This is a genomic window from Streptomyces sp. NPDC007088, from assembly GCF_042869355.1.
GTDB lineage: Bacteria > Actinomycetota > Actinomycetes > Streptomycetales > Streptomycetaceae > Streptomyces.
Map to the genome: position 1 here is coordinate 38149 of NZ_JBIAFO010000003.1, position 15878 is coordinate 54026.

A 15878-nucleotide genomic window follows, 5' to 3' on the forward strand; every position below is an offset into this window, starting at 1 on the left:
CGGGGCCCACGGGCCGGTCGTCTCGCCTCATCTCGCCGGGTTCGCCACTCGAACGCGGAATCGGGGGAATCCGCGCATCATGCGTGCTCTGCGAATACTTCTCGTCGTCGTCCTGGTGCTCGGCGGCCTCTTCGTCGCCGCCGACCGGATCGCCGTCCACTACGCGCAGAACCGGGCGGCCGACGAGCTGCGCTCGCGCGAGGGGCTCAGCGACACCCCCGAGGTCGACATCCACGGCTTCCCGTTCCTCACCCAGCTCGCGGGCGGCACCCTGGACGAGGTCGGCGTCCGGATCAAGGACTACGAGGCGGACACCGGGGAGGGCGGCGGGCACCTGCGGGTCGGGTCGGTCGACGCCGAACTGCGCGAAGTCGACTTCGGCGGCGACTGGTCCTCGGCGACCGCGCGCCGCGCCACGGGCACCGCCGTCGTCGGCTACCCGGAACTGCTCAAGGCCGCCCGCGCCGAGCCCATCGAGCTGGCGCCCGGGATCGAGGCCGAGGTCACCGCCCTGTCCGACGGCGGCAAGGGCCGCGTCAACCTCAGCGTCAAGGCGAAGATCCTGGGCCACACGCTCCCCAAGGCCCTCGTCGTGCCCTGCTCCCTCGGCGCCGACGGCGACCGGATCACCGTACGGGCCGCGTCCCTGCCCGACCTGGGCGTACCGCTCGCCGAACGCGAGGTGCGCGGGGTCACCGACTTCGCGCAGACGGTCAAGAACCTCCCGGCCGGGATCGGCCTGGACTCGGTGCGGGCGACCCCCGACGGGGTCCGCATCACCCTGAAGGGTTCCAACCTGCGGCTCGACGGGTAGGCACACCCCCGGCACCGGGGCCCGGCGCCGTCAACCGCCCGCGCCCCGCGCCCCACCGGCCGCGCCGCCCCCCGCCCGCCCCGTCCGTAGTACGAGACAAGGACGTCCGTACCGCAGAAGCGAGGAGCGGGCGGACGCCGCCGCGCCGGGCCCGCTCCTGCCCGCCCGTCCCCGGAGCCCGTATCGCGTATCAGTAATTGGACAATCGGGTCTCACCATGCGATACGCCGGTGACATGTCCGGGAATCGATCCCTACGATCGAAACCATGACGCACCAGGCGGACCTCACGAAGCGGCGGGCAGTGGACCTGTGCCGCGTCGCCGCCATGCTCTGTCGCCACTTCTGACGCCCCCGCGGGCCCCGTCCACCGGGCCACCCGCCCGGGAGCCGGCCCCGCTCGGGCCCGCGCTTCCCCGCGCCGTACGCCACCGCCGCCCCGCGCGCCGGCTCCCCCGCCCGGGGAGCGTCGCGCACCGGCCCCGGCGCCCGTCCGCCCCCTTCCCGAACAGCCCGCCGCACCTGCCCCGGAGGAGAGAAGTATGAGCCGCAGTGACGTCCTGGTAGACGCCGACTGGGTCGAGGCCCACCTTGACGACCCGAAGGTCGTCGTGGTCGAGGTCGACGAGGACACGTCCGCGTACGACAAGAACCACATCAGGAACGCGGTCAAGATCGACTGGCAGGACGACCTCCAGGACCCGGTCCGCCGCGACTTCGTCGACCAGGAGGGCTTCGAGAAGCTGCTCTCCGCGCGCGGGATCGCGAACGACGACACCGTCGTTCTCTACGGCGGGAACAACAACTGGTTCGCGTCCTACGCCTACTGGTACTTCAAGCTCTACGGCCACGACTCCGTGAAGCTGCTCGACGGCGGCCGCAAGAAGTGGGAGCTGGACTCCCGCGATCTGGTCGACGGCTCCGAGGTGCCGAACCGTCCCGCCACCTCGTACAAGGCGAAGCCGCAGGACACCTCGATCCGCGCGTTCCGCGACGACGTGGTCAAGGCCATCAACACCGAGAACCTCGTCGACGTCCGCTCGCCCGACGAGTTCAGCGGCAAGCTGCTCGCCCCGGCCCACCTTCCGCAGGAGCAGTCGCAGCGCCCCGGCCACGTGCCGAGCGCCCGCAACATCCCGTGGTCGAAGAACGCCAACGACGACGGCACCTTCAGGTCGGACGAGGAGCTGAAGCAGCTCTACACCGACGAGCAGGTCGACCTCGCGAAGGACACCATCGCGTACTGCCGCATCGGCGAGCGCTCGGCGCTCACATGGTTCGTGCTGCACGAGCTGCTCGGCGTCCAGAACGTCAAGAACTACGACGGTTCCTGGACCGAGTACGGCAGCCTCGTCGGCGTCCCGATCGAGCTGGGCGCGGCCAAGTAAGGCGCCGCCCAGGCGCACCCCTCACCACCCCCGACCTGCTACAGGAGAAGTTCTATGTGCGGAGCGAAGGCCGGCGGCCCGGACGCCTCGACCATCAAGCCCGGTGAGACCACCATCCAGGGCCAGGTGACCCGCGACGGCGAGCCCGTCACCGGTTACGTCCGGCTGCTGGACTCGACCGGCGAGTTCACCGCCGAGGTCCCGACCTCGGCGACCGGGCAGTTCCGTTTCTACGCGGCCGAGGGCACGTGGACCGTGCGCGCGCTCGTCCCCGGCGGGACGGCGGACCGCACGGTCGTCGCGCAGACCGGGGGCCTGGCCGAGGTCGCCATCGCCGTGTGACGGCCTGACGCCCGGAGTACGGGTCCCGCGTGCCGGAGGGCCGCACCCGGAGGAAGCCGGACACCGGCCGGCTCCCCGGGGGCGGCCCTCCGGCCGTCGTGGTCCCCCCTTCGCGGGCGGCCGCGGCCGCGAGCGCTGGGGCCCGCGCCGCGACGGGCCTACGCTGGAGGCATGTACGCACGCCGGCGCCGCGGCTACTTCCTGATGATGGGGGTGTGCCTGGCCCTGTTCGTCCTCGCCTGGACGGTCGTCCGCGTCTGGTCGGTCCCGGCGGCGGTCGGCATGTGCGTCGTGGCCATGGTCATCCCGCCGGTCGCCGCGATCGTCGCGAACCGGCGCGGGCCCGAGGACCGGTGGTGGGACGACCCGAGGGGCCCGGGGCCGCGCCGCTGACCGCCCCGACCGGCCTCAGTAGACGACCGCCCCGACCGGCCTCAGTAGACGAGCGCCCGCACGCCGTCCTTCATGATCTCGCTGACGAACACCTGGGCGCCCGCGATCCGTACGCCCTCCAGGACGTCGGCCTGCGTGATGTCCCGCCGGGCCGCGCACTGCGTGCACAGGGTGATCAGCCCGCCGCCCTGGACCGTCTCGATCAGCTCGGGCAGCGGCGCCGCGTGCGGCAGCGCGAACCCGGCCGCCCGCCCCGGCAGCGCGAACCACGCGGACTCGCCCGTGAGCCACAGCGAGACCTCCACCCCGCTCGCCGCGGCCACCGCCGCGACCGTGAACGCCTGGGAGCACCGCTCGGGGGCGTCGGCCCCGGCCGTCACCTTGATCACCAGCTTCTCTGCCATGGCCGAATCGTAATCATGTTCCGTACAACGAGATCCCCGGGCCGCAGGTCTCCTGTGCGCGTGGACGCGGAATCCACGCTTCACACACCCCTGTGGGGGGTTCTGTGGAAGCTCAGGGTTCTGTCCGGGCGGCGGGAGACGCGGGGTCGCCCGTGGAGGTGGCGGAGGCCGGGGGCGCGTCCGGGGAGCCGACCGGGGGTGAAGGCGTGTCCGGGGAGGCGACGGAGGCCGAAGGGGCGCGTGCTCCAGCGACATGGACGAGGGCTGGTCCCTGCCGGACGGCTGGGACCTCACGGGCGACTTCCACGTGTACGCCGAGTCCGAGCCGTACGGGAAGAAGCGGGTGCGGCACGCCTACGCCCAGTGCGGCGACACGGTGGCCCTGGTGATCCAGGACCGCGCGGGCGGCCTCTCGGCGGTCCCCTTCCACCAGACGCTGATCCTCCAGACGCAGCTGTTGCGGTGAGCGGGGCGGGACGGGGCGGCGGTCCGGGGGCGGCCCACCGGCCGTGGCGCGCCGGGCGGGCCGCCGGGGCCGCGCCGCGAGGCGCCCCGCCCCGGCCGGCCCACCTCGGGCTGAGCGGCGGGGCCCGGCCCATTAAGCTGGGCCCCGGCTCTTTACCGTCCCGCCGTCCAACCGCTCATCCGAGGAGCACCTGTGCTTGAGGCCGTCTTCACCACCCTGCTGGTCCTCGTCTGCGTCGGTGTCGTCGCGTTCGCCGGGCTCTCCCTGAAGAAGCTGTACCAGGGCCAGCGCTGACCCCGTACCGCCGCGCTGTCGCGCACCGCACCCGGCGGCCCCGCCGCCTTGACCGTCGTCTCCGACAGATCGCCTGAGCAGACCATGATCGAGATCCCGTCCGACCTCCACCCCGACCTCGTCCCCCTCGCCTTCCTGCTGGGCGACTGGGCGGGCGCGGGCGTCTTCGACTTCCCCGGCGCCGAGAAGTGCAACTTCGGCCAGGAGGCCAGCTTCACCCACGACGGCCGGCCCTTCCTGGAGTACCACTCGCACACCTGGGTGCTCGACAAGGACGGCAACAAGGTGCGGCCGCTGGAGTCGGAGTCCGGTTACTGGCGGGTGGACAAGGACCGCAAGGTCGAGATCGTCATGGTCCGTGACGAGGGCGTCGTCGAGGTCTGGTACGGCGAACTGGCCGACAAGAAGCCCCAGGTCGACGTCGTGACCGACGCCGTGGCCCGCACCGAGGCCAGCGGCCCCTACAGCGGCGGCAAGCGGCTGTACGGCTACGTCAACAGCGACCTCATGTGGGTCGGCGAGAAGCAGACCCCCGAGGTCACCCTGCGCCCCTACATGTCGGCCCACCTCAAGAAGGTCGTCTCCCCCGAGGAGGTCGCCGACATGGCCCGCAACCTCCCGGACATGCCGGACGACGGGATCGCCTTCTTCAAGTAGGCGCCTCCCGGAAGGCGTTCGCCTTCCAAGGGCCGGTTTCCAGGGGCCGGTCCACCGGCTCTTCCGGCATGCCCCCCTCCCGGGCACCTCGGCCGGCGCTTCGGCGGCCGCCGAGGTGTCCGCGCGGGACACTGGACGGATGAAGACGACTTCGGGCGCGGGGCCGGTGGTGGCGGTCGCGGAGACGGCGCCGGACCTCGCGGCGGTCGCCGGGCTGTTCGCCGACCGGACGCGGGCCGCCTTCGCGCTCGCGCTGCTCGACGGGCGGGCCTGGACGGTGACCGAGCTGGCGCGCGCGGCGGGGGTCGCCGTGTCCACCGCGACCGGGCACCTGAACCTGCTGGTGCGCGGCGGGCTGCTGAGCGAGGTGCGGCAGGGGCGGCACCGGTACGTGCGGCTCGCCGACGAGCGGGTCGCGGAGCTGGTCGAGTCGCTCGCGGCGCTCGCCCCGGCCGCCGGGCCGCCGCGCGGCCTCGCCGTCGCCGGGCGGCAAAAGGCCCTCGCCCGGGGCCGTACCTGCTACGACCACCTCGCCGGGGCCCTGGGCGTCGCGGTCACCGACGCGATGGCGGGGCGCGGGCTGCTGGACTGGGCGGCCGGTCCCGCGCTCACCGGGGCCGGGAAGGAGTGGCTCGCGGAGAACGGCGTCACCCTGCCCACCGCCTCCCGCAGGCCCGCCGTCCGCTCCTGCCTGGACTGGACCGAACGCCGCCCGCACCTGGCCGGGGCGGTGGGCGCCGCGCTGTGCGCGCGGGCCTTCGAGGCGGGCTGGGTGGTGCGGATCGGGGGCGGGCGGGCCGTGTCGGTGACCGGGAAGGGGCACGCGGCCCTGCGGGATCGGCTCGGACTCGTCCTGGACTGAACTCGCCTGCCTACACTGGGCCCGTGGTGAGCACCGACTGGAAGAGCGATCTCAGGCAGCGCGGGTACCGGCTGACGCCGCAGCGCCAGCTCGTGCTGGAGGCCGTCGACACGCTGGAACACGCGACCCCCGACGACATCCTCAGTGAGGTGCGCAGAACCGCCTCCGGGGTCAACATCTCCACCGTCTACCGGACGCTGGAGCTCCTGGAGGAGCTGCAACTCGTCAGCCACGCCCACCTCGGGCACGGGGCGCCGACCTACCATCTCGCCGACCGCCACCACCATCTGCATCTGGTGTGCCGCAACTGCACGGACGTCATCGAGGCCGACGTGGGGGTCGCCGCCGACTTCACCGCGAAGCTCCGCGAGACCTTCGGCTTCGACACCGACATGAAGCACTTCGCGATCTTCGGCCAGTGCGCGGACTGCGGGAAGCGGGCCGCCGCCGAGGAGCCCGGGGCGGAATCGGGGACCGAAGCGGAATCAGGGATCGACGCGGAATAAGGGCCGGGGCCACACCGTCGTACCCTTCGTGGATATGAAGACTCACCGGCCGAGCCCGTTCCTCTCGCTGCCCGGAGCCGTCGCCGCCGAGGGCGTGGACGACGGGGTCGCCGCGCACTACGGAGACCTCTTCCGCGAACAGCGCGCCCTCGCCGACGGCACCGGATTCGTCGACCTCTCGCACCGCGGGGTGGTCGCCGTGACCGGCTCCGACCGGCTCGCGTGGCTGCACCTGCTGCTCACCCAGCACGTCAGCGCGCTGCCCGCCCATCAGGCCACCGAGGCGCTGATCCTCTCCGCGCACGGCCACATCGAGCACGCCCTGTACCTCGTCGACGACGGCGAGACCACGTGGGCGCACGTCGAACCCGGCACCCAGGAGGCGCTCATCGCCTATCTGGAGAGCATGAAGTTCTTCTACCGCGTCGAGGTCGCCGACCGCACCGCGGACACCGCCCTCGTGCACCTCCCGGCCGGCTCGATCACCCCGGCCCCCGCGGGCGCCGTCGTCCGCGAGACCCCGCACGGCAGGGACCTCTTCCTGCCCCGCGCGGACCTGGAGTCCTTCGCCGGGAGCGCGGGGCCCGCGATCGGGCTGCTCGCCCACGAGGCGCTGCGCGTCGAGGCGTGCCGGCCCCGGCTCGGCTTCGAGACCGACCACCGCACCATCCCGCACGAACTGGGCTGGCTCGGCAGCGCCGTCCACCTCGACAAGGGCTGCTACCGGGGCCAGGAGACCGTGGCCCGCGTGCACAACCTCGGCAAGCCCCCGCGCCGCCTCGTCTTCCTGCACCTGGACGGCAGCGAGGTGCTGCTGCCGCCGCACGGCGCCGCCGTCCGCCTCGCCGAGGAGGGGGAGGAGGGCCGCAAGATCGGCTTCGTGACCACCTCGGCCCGCCACCACGAACTGGGCCCCATCGCGCTCGCCCTGGTCAAGCGCAACGTGCCGGTGGACGCCCCGCTGCTCGCCGACGCCACGGCCGCCGCGCAGGAAGTCGTCGTCGCGCCGTAGCCGGGGCGCTCTCACGCCTCGGACGGGGCGTTCCCGCCGCCTCGGCCGGGGCGTTTCCCGCCGCCTCCGCCGGGCGTCCGGGAGTGGCGCTCACATCTCCAGCAGGACCGTGAACGGGCCGTCGTTGGTCAGCGACACCCGCATGGAGGCGCCGAAACGGCCCGTGGCCACCGTCGCGCCCAGCGCGCGCAACTCCCGAACGACCTCCGCGACCAGCGGTTCGGCGACGGGGCCCGGGGCCGCCGCGTTCCATGTCGGGCGGCGGCCCTTGCGCGCGTCGCCGTACAGCGTGAACTGGCTGATGACCAGGAGCGGCGCGCCCACGTCGGAGCAGGACCGCTCCTCGCTCAGCATCCGCACCGACCACAGTTTGCGGGCGAGCTGGGCCGCCTTCGCGGGGGTGTCCTCGTGGGTCACCCCGACCAGCACGCACAGCCCCTCGCCCTTGATCTCGCCGACCGTCTCGCCGTCCACGACGACACTCGCGCCGTCCACCCGCTGCACCACCGCTCGCATGCCGTCCATTGTGCCGTGCGGGTCATGCGGGTCGAGGGGGCCGTGTGTGCGGGGTGGGCCGGCCGTGCGCCCCCGCGTCCGTCCGGGTGCCGTGCTCCCCGCGGGCGCCTTCCGCTCCCTCCGTACGCCGCCGTGCGCCGGTGTGCCTCCCCGCGTGCAGCGGAATAGCCCTTATGGCCGTATGAGGAGGGGTTTATCCGCCTGTCCATGCCCCGGACGTGCGAGGACGTGCCCTCCTAAAGCGGTCGCTACCGGGCGATCAGGGAGCGAAAGGAGCCAGTGGGACACATGGGGAGCACTCGGAGTGGCACGATGCTTTCCACGCGGTGCACCGCACCGTTCGAGGGGACGGATACGACACATGACAAGGCCAGCACAGTCGAGTACGAGAGCCGCCCAGGGGGTCGCCCGCGCGTGGTGCGCCGCGCGTCCTCCGGCCCAGCGCGCCTCCGCCCCGCTGCCCGCGGGGGCCGAGGCGCCCGGCGCGCAGGGCGAGGCGCGGGGGGAGCCGGTGCTGCCGGGGGGCGGCGCGGAGTGCGGCTGGGAAGTGCCGGACCTCGCCCCGCTCGACCTGCCCGAGCTGCGGGAACTGCGCCGGGTCTCCCAGCGCGACGAGGCCGACCTCAGCTACGTACGCCGCATGCTGCACGGCCGCATCGACATCCTGCGCGCCGAACTCGCCCGCCGGGCGGGGGGCGCGGAGGGACGTGACGCCGCCGCCGAGGCCGCTCCCCCCGGCCTCCCCGAGGCGCGGGAGACCGCCTCCGCGCTGGGTCTCGGGGGTGCCGCGTACGAGGCGGCGCACGAGGCCGTGGCCCCCACCGGGGGTGATCCGGGGCCGGCGGGGCACGACGGGCGGGCCGGGGACGGCGACGCGACGGCGGGGCACGACGGGCGGGCGGCGCTCACCGGCGCGGCTCTGGGAGCCGCCGGCGGAGCGGTCTTTGAACCCGGAGCCGCCGCCGAACCCGGTGCGGTCTCCGCCACCGGAGCCGCCGCCGAACCCGGTGCGGTCTCCGCCACCGGAGCCGCCGCCGTACCCGGTGCGGTCTCCGTACCCGGAGCCGCCTCCGCCCCCGTCGTAGCCGCCGCGCACCTCGCCGCCTCCGCGCACGTCGCGGGCGCCGGTGCCGTGGTGGAGCGGCTCGCGGACATCCTGCGGGACGGACCGGCGCGGCACCGTTCCTCGGCGCGGCACCTCACGCTCGGCGCGCCGCTCGGCGAGGAGTCCCGCAGGCTGTCCGCGAGGATGCTGGACGAGGTGGGCCTCTCGGACCTGGGGGCCCGTACGGACGAGGAGCTGCGGCAGGCGATGGGGCGGCTGGCCGGGCACGAGGAGGAGGTGTCGCGGCGCCGACAGCGTCTTCAGCGCACCGCCGACGGCTGTAGCGCGGAGATCGCCCGCAGGTACCGTGAGGGAGAAGCGCAAGTGGACGACCTGCTGTCCTGAGACCCGGGGCGTACGAGGTCGTCGTCCCGGAAGGCCGTCACGCCATGAGCACCACCGCCCCCGCCGCCCCACCCGTCCTCGCCGAGGTCGTCCGGTCCGGTTTCGTCGAGAGCCGGCACCACGGCAGCCTCGTCCTGCTCGCCGCGGACGGAAGTGTGGAACACGTCGTCGGCGATCCCGCCGCCCCGGTCTTCCCGCGCTCCTCGAACAAGCCGATGCAGGCGGCGGCGGTGCTGCGCGCCGGGCTCGACCTCTCCGGGGAGCGGCTCGCGCTGACCGCCGCGAGCCATTCGGGCGAGAGTTTCCACCGTGATCTGGTACGCCGGATGCTCGCCGAGTTCGGCCTCGACCCGGGGCTGCTCCAGTGCCCGCCCGACCTGCCGCTGGACCCGGTCGAGGCCGAGGCGTACCTCGCCTCGGGCGCCGTCCGCGAGCGCGTCACCATGAACTGCTCGGGCAAGCACACCGCGATGCTCGCCGCGTGCCTGCGGGCCGGCTGGCCCACCGACAGCTACCTGGACCCGGAGCACCCGCTCCAGCTCCTCGTACGGGAGAGCGTCGAGGAGGCGGCGGGGGAGCCGGTCGCCGCGGTCGGGGTCGACGGCTGCGGGGCCCCGCTCATGGCGCTGAGCCTGACCGGACTGGCCCGCGCCTTCCGGCACTTCGTGCTCGCCCCCGCCGGCAGCCCCGAGGGCCGGGTGGCCGCCGCGATGCGCGCGCACCCCGAGTACGTCGCCGGTACCCGCCGCCCCGACACCTGGCTCATGCGGGCGGTGCCAGGGGCGCTGTCGAAGATGGGCGCGGAGGCGGTGCAGGCGCTGGCCCTGCCGGACGGCCGCGCGCTCGCCTTCAAGATCGAGGACGGCGGCGGCCGGGCGCTCGGCCCGGTCTTGGCGCGCGCCCTGCGCCTGCTCGGCGTGGACTCCGCGGTGCTCGAACGGATCGGCTCCGCACCGCTGCTGGGCGGCGCGGAGGAGGTCGGCTCGGTGCGGGCGGTGTTCTGACCGGTCCGCTTCCGGCCTGTCCCCGGACAGGCCGGGGACAGGCCCCCGAGGTGTGCGAACCCGCGCGACGCGCCCGTGCCGCGCTGCTTACGGTGGCCGTATGGACATCGACGTGCGCGCCCTCACCGATCCCGCCCAGCTGCACGAGTTCGTGCGTTCCTCGCTCGCCGGGTTCGTGCGGGGCCCCTCCGCCGATCCCGCGCTGGTCGCGCACCGCGCCTCGTACTGGGACCTGGACCGGGTGACCGGCGCGTTCGAGGAGGGTGAGGGCGCGGGCGGGCCCGGCGGCGGCGAGCGGTGCGTGGGCACCTTCCGTTCCTTCCCGCAGCCGCTCACGGCGGTGGGCGGGGCCACGGTGACCGCCGACGCGATCACCGCGGTGACGGTCGCGGCGACCCACCGCAGGCGGGGGCTACTCGGCCGCATGATGGACCTCGACCTGCGGGCCGCGAAGGAGCGGGGCGAGATGGTGGCCACGCTGATCCCCACGCAGTACCCGATCTACGGGCGCTTCGGTTTCGGCCCCGCGACCTCGGCCGCCAAGTGGCGTGTGGACGTGACCCGTTCGGGCCTCGACCCACGCTGGTCGGGGCCCTCGGACGGCGGCCGCGTCGACTTCGTGGACCTCGCGACGGTACGGGAGGCGGGCCCCGGCCTGTACGAGGAGTTCCGCGCCGGGCAGCCGGGCGCGGTCGGCCGGGACGCGCTGTGGTGGCGGGAGCGGACCGGCGAGGTGAACCGGCCCGAGGACTGGAAGGAACCCTTCACGGTCCTGTACCGCTCGGCCTCCGGCCGCGCCGAGGGGCTGCTCGTCTATCAGGTGGACGGCGGCTGGACCGACGCGCGCCAGCCCGCCGCCACCGCCCGGGTGCAGGACCTCGTGGCGCTCACCACCGGGGCGTACCGCGCGCTGTGGGAGTTCCTGTGCGCGATCGATCAGGTCGCCGCGGTGGTGTCCGGGTTCCGCGCCCCCGACGACCTGCTCCCGCAGCTGCTGCCCGATCCGCGCGCGGCGGCGGTGACCGCGCAGTGCGACTGGCTGTGGGTACGGGTCCTCGACGTCGTACGGGCCCTGGAGGCGCGCACGTACGCGGCGGCCGGGAGCCTCGTCCTGGAGGTCGTCGACCCGCAGGGCTTCACGGGCGGCCGCTACCGGCTGACCGTCGAGGAGGCGGACGGGCCCGGCTCCTGCGCGCCCTCCCGGGAGGAACCGGATCTGGTGCTGGAAGTAGCGGAGCTGGGTGCGCTGTGGCTCGGGGACGAGTCCGTGCGGCGGCTCGCGCTGCTGGGCCGAGTGGCGGAGGGGCGGACCGGGGCGGTCGACCGCGCCGACCGCATGCTGCGCACGGTACGCAGGCCGTGGTGCCCGGACATGTTCTGAGGTCTCCGGGAACGTCCCGGCCAGAGGGCCCCCGTCCGCGTACACGGAGGGGCGATCGCCCGCGGGCGCGGCTGCCGGCTCTCGCCGGGCCCCTTACCGCGCCCGGCGGGGATTTCCTCGTCCTTCTGTGACAACTGCGCCGATCTGGTGCCAAGTTGTACCGTGCGGAGGTGACCGAGGAGAACGAGTGCGCGCGTCCGGCCGAGCAGCACGCGACGGGCGGCGGGGACGGGCGGCGCGCCTCGGCCCGGATCGCCGGGGTGCTGCGCGACCGCGTCCACGAAGGTGTCCTCAAGGTCGGTGAACGGATGCCCACGCAGGCCGCGCTGGCCCGCGAGTTCGGCGTCGAGCGCGGCGCGGTGCGCCAGGCGTTGCAGGTGCTGCGCGCGGAGGGTTTCCTCGGGCCCGCGCGCCGGGGCGTACCGCCCCGGGTGACGCGCCCGCGCCGGGACCCCGCGCACCAGGACGCCGCCACGCGGGAGCCCCAGGGCACGCTCGTCGCCCTCGGCCCGCGCCTGGTGCGGGCCTTCGAGGAGCGCGCGGTGCGCATCGACGTCCTGACGCTGACGGCCGAGTCCCTGATACCGGCCGTCAGCGAGGCGGTCATCGCGGTCCACCACGGCAGCCTGCGCCCCGGCTCGGTCACCGCGCGCATCCTGCTGCCGAGCCGGTCGACGCGGCTCGCCTTCCCGGCGGCCGTCGCGGAGGAGGAACGGGAGGCGGTACGCCGCCGCTGGCTGCGGATGCGGGACGCGCAGGCGCGGGTGCTGCGCCGGGCCCTGACGGGCCTCGGCCACTCGCACGGCGTCGAGGTCTCCGTGGAGTTCCGGACGGTGCCGTTCACCCCGCCGGTCAAGCTGTACCTGCTCAACGGGGCGGAGGCGCTGTTCGCCTACTACCTCGTGGCACGCAGCGAGGACGGCGCCGACGGACTGCCCGGCATGTTCGACACCTGGGGCACGCAGGCGCGGCTCTTCCGCTTCGAGACGGCGCCCGGCGGCCGGGACGCGGCCTTCGTCGGCGAGGCCCACGACTGGTTCGAGAGCCTGTGGACGACGATCAGCGAGCCACTGGGCCTGGAGGAGTGAGGGGCGGCGGAGGGAGAGCGCGGCGCCCCCCTCGCGGACCCCCGGACCGCCCGGCCCGGAACTAGGATGGCCGTCCCGTCCGTCCCGCCCGGGTGGCGGCGGTGGACGAGCGCTCGGCGGAAGGGCACGGCGATGAGCGGGCTGCGGGAGCGCAAGCGGCAACGGACGTACCGGGCGGTGTCGGACACGGCGGTCGCCCTGTTCCTGGAGCGCGGATTCGACGCCGTGTCCGTCGCGGAGGTCGCGGCGGCGGCCGACATCTCCAAGCCGACCCTGTTCCGGTACTTCCCCGCCAAGGAGGACTTGGTCCTGCACCGGTTCGCCGACCACGAGGACGAGGCCGCCCGCGTCGTCCGCGCCTCCCGGGACGGGGGCGGACCGGCCCCGCTCCGGGACGCCGCCGACGCCCTCCACGCGCACTTCCGGGCGGGCCTGGACCGCCGCGACCCGGTGACCGGTCTCAACGACTCCGCCGAGGTCCTCGCCTTCCACCGCCTCCTCTACGGCACCCCGTCCCTCGTGGCCCGACTGCACGCGTACACCCGGCGCTCGGAGCAGGCCCTCGCCCTGGCGCTCGACGGCGCGCCCGGCGGTGCGCCCGGCGGTGCGCCCGGCGAGCGCGCGACGGACGCCGGGGACGGCGAGGGGCCCTCCCTCCCCGCGCGCCTGGCGGCCGCCCAGATCGTGGCGGTGCAGCGGGTCCTCGCCGAGGCCAACTGGCGGCGCGTGGCCGCCGGGCGGACGGCCGACGCGGTGTACCTCGAGGCGGTGCGGGAGGCGGCGGACGGGTTCGCGGGGCTCGGGGCGAGTACGGGTCCACGAGAGTAAAAAGGAAACTCGGTTAAAAAAGACTGCCGCTGGCACTATGGTGGCGGGAATGAAGCCGAGCCCTGCCCGCGCGGAGGAGCCTGCCCGCGCCCCGTCCCCGCTGTCCGATCCCGACTCCCCCTCCGGTGGCGGAACCGGCGGCCTCCCCGGTGAACACCACGCGGCCGCCGGTGCGCCGCCCGGCCGCACCCTGGCCGCCGAGCGCGCCCACCACGACCGTTGCCGGACGGCCTTCGCCGCGATGCGGGAGGGCGCGCAGGAGCAGGTGGCGGCCGGGGAGGAGGTGTCCGCCTCGGGCGCCGACGCCGAGGCCCTGGGGTACGGACTGCGCACCCGGGCCCGGGAGTTCAGGGAGCTGCCGGAGGGCCCCCTGTTCTTCGGCCGCCTCGACTTCGGTACCTCGCGCGCGGCGGGGGACCACGCCGGGCAGAGCTACCACGTGGGCCGGCTGCGGGTCTTCGAGGAGCCCGCCGCGCCCCCGCTCGTCGTGGACTGGCGGGCCCCGGTGGCCCGCGCCTTCTACCGGGCGTCGCCAGAGACCTCCGCGCCGCCGGAGACCTCCGCGTCGCCGGAGACCTCCGCGTCGCCACAGACCTCCGCGTCGTCGGCCGGTGAGGGCACGTTCGGGGTGGCCGTCCGCCGCCGCTTCGGCTGGGCGCCGGGCAGCCGGGGCGCCGCCACCGACCTCACGGGCTACGAGGACGAGCTGCTGGAGCCACCGGAGCCCGGTTCGGGGACGGCGACCGGCGCCGGAGCCGAGGAGGCGGAGCCGCCACGGTTCTCCGCCCTCCTCGCCGCCGAGATCGAGCGTCCCCGCACCGGGCCCATGCGGGACATCGCCGCGACCATCCAGCCGGAGCAGGACGTGCTCGTACGCGCCCCGCTCGACGTGTCGGTGTGCGTCCAGGGCGCCCCCGGCACCGGGAAGACCGCCGTCGGGCTGCACCGCGCGGCCTATCTGCTGTACTCCCACCCCCGGCGGCTGCGCCGTTCCGGTCTGCTCGTCCTCGGCCCGAACCCGGCGTTCCTGCGGTACATCGCCGAGGTGCTGCCCGCGCTCGGCGAGAGCGGGGTGCGGCAGTCGACCGTACGCGAGGAGATCGGCGGGCCGCCGGTGCGCGGCACGGACAGCCCGGAGGCGGAGGCCGTCAAACACGACGCGCGCATGGCCCTGTCGCTGCGCCGGGCCCTGTACGCCCGGGTCGGCGGGGCGTGGGCACGCGCGGACCCGGACGAGGGCGGGGGCCCGGACGAGGGCGGGGGCGCGGAGGCGGCCGGCGCCGGTGCCGGTGCCGGTGCGCCGTCGCTGGTCGTGCCGGACGGCTCGTACCGCTGGCGGGTCCCGGGCGCCGAACTCGACGCGCTGGTGGCGGCGGTACGCGCGGAGGACCCGCCGTATCTGTTGGGCAGGGAGCGGGTGCGCAGCCGGGTCGTGGCCGCCGTCCGGGCGCGCGCGGAGAGCCGGTCCGGTCCGCGTACGGCGGCCTGGGAGCGCCGTACGGGCCGCTGCCGCCCGGTGGCCGCGTACCTCGACGCGGTGTGGCCGCGGGCCCGTCCGCAGGAGGTGGTGTCCGCGCTGCTCGCCGAGCCCGCGCGGTACGCCGGGGACCTGCTGACCGAGGCCGAGCAGCGGGCGATCACCCGGCGCCGCCCTCGGTGGACCGCCGCGGACCTCCTGCTCCTGGACGAGGTCGCCGGGCTGATCGAACCCCCCGCGACCTACGGGCACATCGTGGTGGACGAGGCGCAGGACCTGTCCCCGATGGAGCGCCGCGCGATCGCCCGCCGCCTGGGCCGGGGCTCGCTGACCGTCCTCGGTGACCTCGCGCAGGGCACGACGCCGTGGGCGGCGCGCGACTGGCCCGCCCTGCTCGCCGGTCTGGGCCGGCCGGAGACCGTGGTCACCGAGCTGACCTGGGGCTACCGGGTCCCCGCGCGGGTACTGGAACTCGCGGGCCGGCTCCTGCCGCAGCTCGGCGTGGACCTGACCCCGGCCCGGTCGCTGCGCGACGAGGGCGGGTTGCGGCTGACCCGGGCCCCCGACCCGTACGCCGTCGAGGCGGTGGTCCCGGCCGTCCGCAGGGCTCTCGCGCACGAGGGCGCGGTCGCCGTGATCGCCGCCGACCGGGCCGTGGACCGGCTGCGCGAGGTGCTCAACGGGGCCGGGCTGGTGCCGTCGGCCCCGGAGGACGAGCGGCCCTCCCGGCTCGTCCTCCTCCCCGTGGGCCTGGCCAAGGGCCTGGAGTACGACCACGTGGTGCTCGTCGACCCGGACGGGGTGCGGGCGGCCGAGGAGCGCGGCGGACACCGGCTCTACGTGGCCATGACCCGCGCGGTCTCCGGCCTGGAGATCGTGCACGCGGGGGCCTCGCCGCTGGGGGAGGGGCCTGCGGGGGCGGGGTGAGCGAGTGGCGGGGTGCCTTGTGGGGGTGGGGTGAGCGAGTGGCGGGGTGCCTTGTGGGGGTGGGGTGAGC

The 15878-nt window shown here is 75.0% G+C and carries 18 protein-coding genes and 1 pseudogene; 17 read left to right on the forward strand and 2 right to left on the reverse strand.

What is annotated here, in order from left to right; translation table 11 throughout:
- Positions 1–79: 79 nt before the first annotated feature.
- From ACFYMP_RS05855 to ACFYMP_RS05875, 5 genes are all read left to right on the forward strand, one after another.
- Entirely contained in the window at positions 80–814 is a 735-nt protein-coding gene (locus ACFYMP_RS05855) for a DUF2993 domain-containing protein (RefSeq protein ID WP_388851141.1), read from the forward strand.
- 267 nt (positions 815–1081) lie between these two features.
- On the forward strand, positions 1082–1162 hold the full coding sequence (locus ACFYMP_RS05860) for an Ms5788A family Cys-rich leader peptide (RefSeq protein WP_363144680.1): 81 nt from the start codon (positions 1082–1084) through the stop codon (positions 1160–1162).
- 193 nt (positions 1163–1355) lie between these two features.
- The gene (locus tag ACFYMP_RS05865; RefSeq protein WP_388851144.1) at positions 1356–2201 is read left to right on the forward strand and encodes a sulfurtransferase; all 846 of its coding nucleotides are present in this window, start codon (positions 1356–1358) and stop codon (positions 2199–2201) included.
- 54 nt (positions 2202–2255) lie between these two features.
- Entirely contained in the window at positions 2256–2543 is a 288-nt protein-coding gene (locus tag ACFYMP_RS05870) for a DUF1416 domain-containing protein (RefSeq protein ID WP_054232391.1), read from the forward strand.
- Between the two features lie 171 nt (positions 2544–2714).
- Complete coding sequence (locus ACFYMP_RS05875; RefSeq protein WP_388851147.1) at positions 2715–2936, forward strand: DUF3099 domain-containing protein; 222 nt, start codon at positions 2715–2717, stop codon at positions 2934–2936.
- Positions 2937–2977: 41 nt separating this feature from the next.
- Here the strand turns inward: ACFYMP_RS05875 and ACFYMP_RS05880 are convergent, their stop codons facing one another.
- Positions 2978–3340, reverse strand: coding sequence for a DsrE family protein (locus ACFYMP_RS05880; protein ID WP_388851150.1), 363 nt, complete (start codon positions 3338–3340; stop codon positions 2978–2980).
- A 253-nt stretch (positions 3341–3593) separates the two neighbouring features.
- On the opposite strand from ACFYMP_RS05880, the gene ACFYMP_RS05885 reads away from it, so the two are divergent.
- The 5 genes from ACFYMP_RS05885 to ACFYMP_RS05905 all read left to right on the forward strand — a co-directional run bounded on the left by ACFYMP_RS05885 (position 3594) and on the right by ACFYMP_RS05905 (position 7137).
- On the forward strand, positions 3594–3806 hold the full coding sequence (locus ACFYMP_RS05885) for a hypothetical protein (RefSeq protein ID WP_388851153.1): 213 nt from the start codon (positions 3594–3596) through the stop codon (positions 3804–3806).
- Between the two features lie 378 nt (positions 3807–4184).
- Positions 4185–4757, forward strand: a complete 573-nt coding sequence (locus ACFYMP_RS05890) for an FABP family protein (RefSeq protein WP_388851156.1) — start codon at positions 4185–4187, stop codon at positions 4755–4757.
- A 139-nt stretch (positions 4758–4896) separates the two neighbouring features.
- Positions 4897–5619 carry an ArsR/SmtB family transcription factor gene (locus ACFYMP_RS05895; protein ID WP_388851159.1) on the forward strand — a complete coding sequence of 241 codons (723 nt, stop codon included), beginning with the start codon at positions 4897–4899 and terminating at the stop codon, positions 5617–5619.
- Between the two features lie 23 nt (positions 5620–5642).
- A complete protein-coding gene (locus ACFYMP_RS05900) occupies positions 5643–6125 on the forward strand; it encodes a Fur family transcriptional regulator (protein ID WP_388851162.1) in 483 nt (160 codons plus the stop codon).
- Between the two features lie 34 nt (positions 6126–6159).
- Positions 6160–7137: a YgfZ/GcvT domain-containing protein gene (locus ACFYMP_RS05905; RefSeq protein ID WP_388851165.1), complete on the forward strand. Its 978-nt coding sequence runs from the start codon at positions 6160–6162 to the stop codon at positions 7135–7137.
- A gap of 90 nt (positions 7138–7227) precedes the next feature.
- Here the strand turns inward: ACFYMP_RS05905 and dtd are convergent, their stop codons facing one another.
- Positions 7228–7653 (reverse strand): D-aminoacyl-tRNA deacylase, encoded by a 426-nt coding sequence (gene dtd / locus ACFYMP_RS05910; protein WP_388851168.1) that lies wholly within the window; start codon positions 7651–7653, stop codon positions 7228–7230.
- A 361-nt stretch (positions 7654–8014) separates the two neighbouring features.
- Here dtd and ACFYMP_RS05915 point away from each other — a divergent pair.
- From ACFYMP_RS05915 to ACFYMP_RS05945, 7 genes and pseudogenes are all read left to right on the forward strand, one after another.
- Positions 8015–8362 (forward strand): annotated as a pseudogene (locus ACFYMP_RS05915) (hypothetical protein); the annotation flags it as partial.
- A gap of 210 nt (positions 8363–8572) precedes the next feature.
- Entirely contained in the window at positions 8573–9103 is a 531-nt protein-coding gene (locus tag ACFYMP_RS05920; protein WP_388852239.1) for an ABC transporter permease, read from the forward strand.
- 44 nt (positions 9104–9147) lie between these two features.
- Entirely contained in the window at positions 9148–10107 is a 960-nt protein-coding gene (locus tag ACFYMP_RS05925; RefSeq protein ID WP_388851171.1) for an asparaginase, read from the forward strand.
- A gap of 100 nt (positions 10108–10207) precedes the next feature.
- The gene (locus ACFYMP_RS05930; protein WP_388851174.1) at positions 10208–11488 is read left to right on the forward strand and encodes a GNAT family N-acetyltransferase; all 1281 of its coding nucleotides are present in this window, start codon (positions 10208–10210) and stop codon (positions 11486–11488) included.
- 170 nt (positions 11489–11658) lie between these two features.
- Positions 11659–12576, forward strand: coding sequence for a winged helix-turn-helix domain-containing protein (locus ACFYMP_RS05935; RefSeq protein WP_388851177.1), 918 nt, complete (start codon positions 11659–11661; stop codon positions 12574–12576).
- Positions 12577–12708: 132 nt separating this feature from the next.
- Positions 12709–13404 (forward strand): TetR family transcriptional regulator, encoded by a 696-nt coding sequence (locus tag ACFYMP_RS05940; RefSeq protein ID WP_388851179.1) that lies wholly within the window; start codon positions 12709–12711, stop codon positions 13402–13404.
- Between the two features lie 49 nt (positions 13405–13453).
- A complete protein-coding gene (locus ACFYMP_RS05945; protein ID WP_388851182.1) occupies positions 13454–15808 on the forward strand; it encodes a HelD family protein in 2355 nt (784 codons plus the stop codon).
- The last annotated feature ends 70 nt before the right edge of the window (positions 15809–15878 follow it).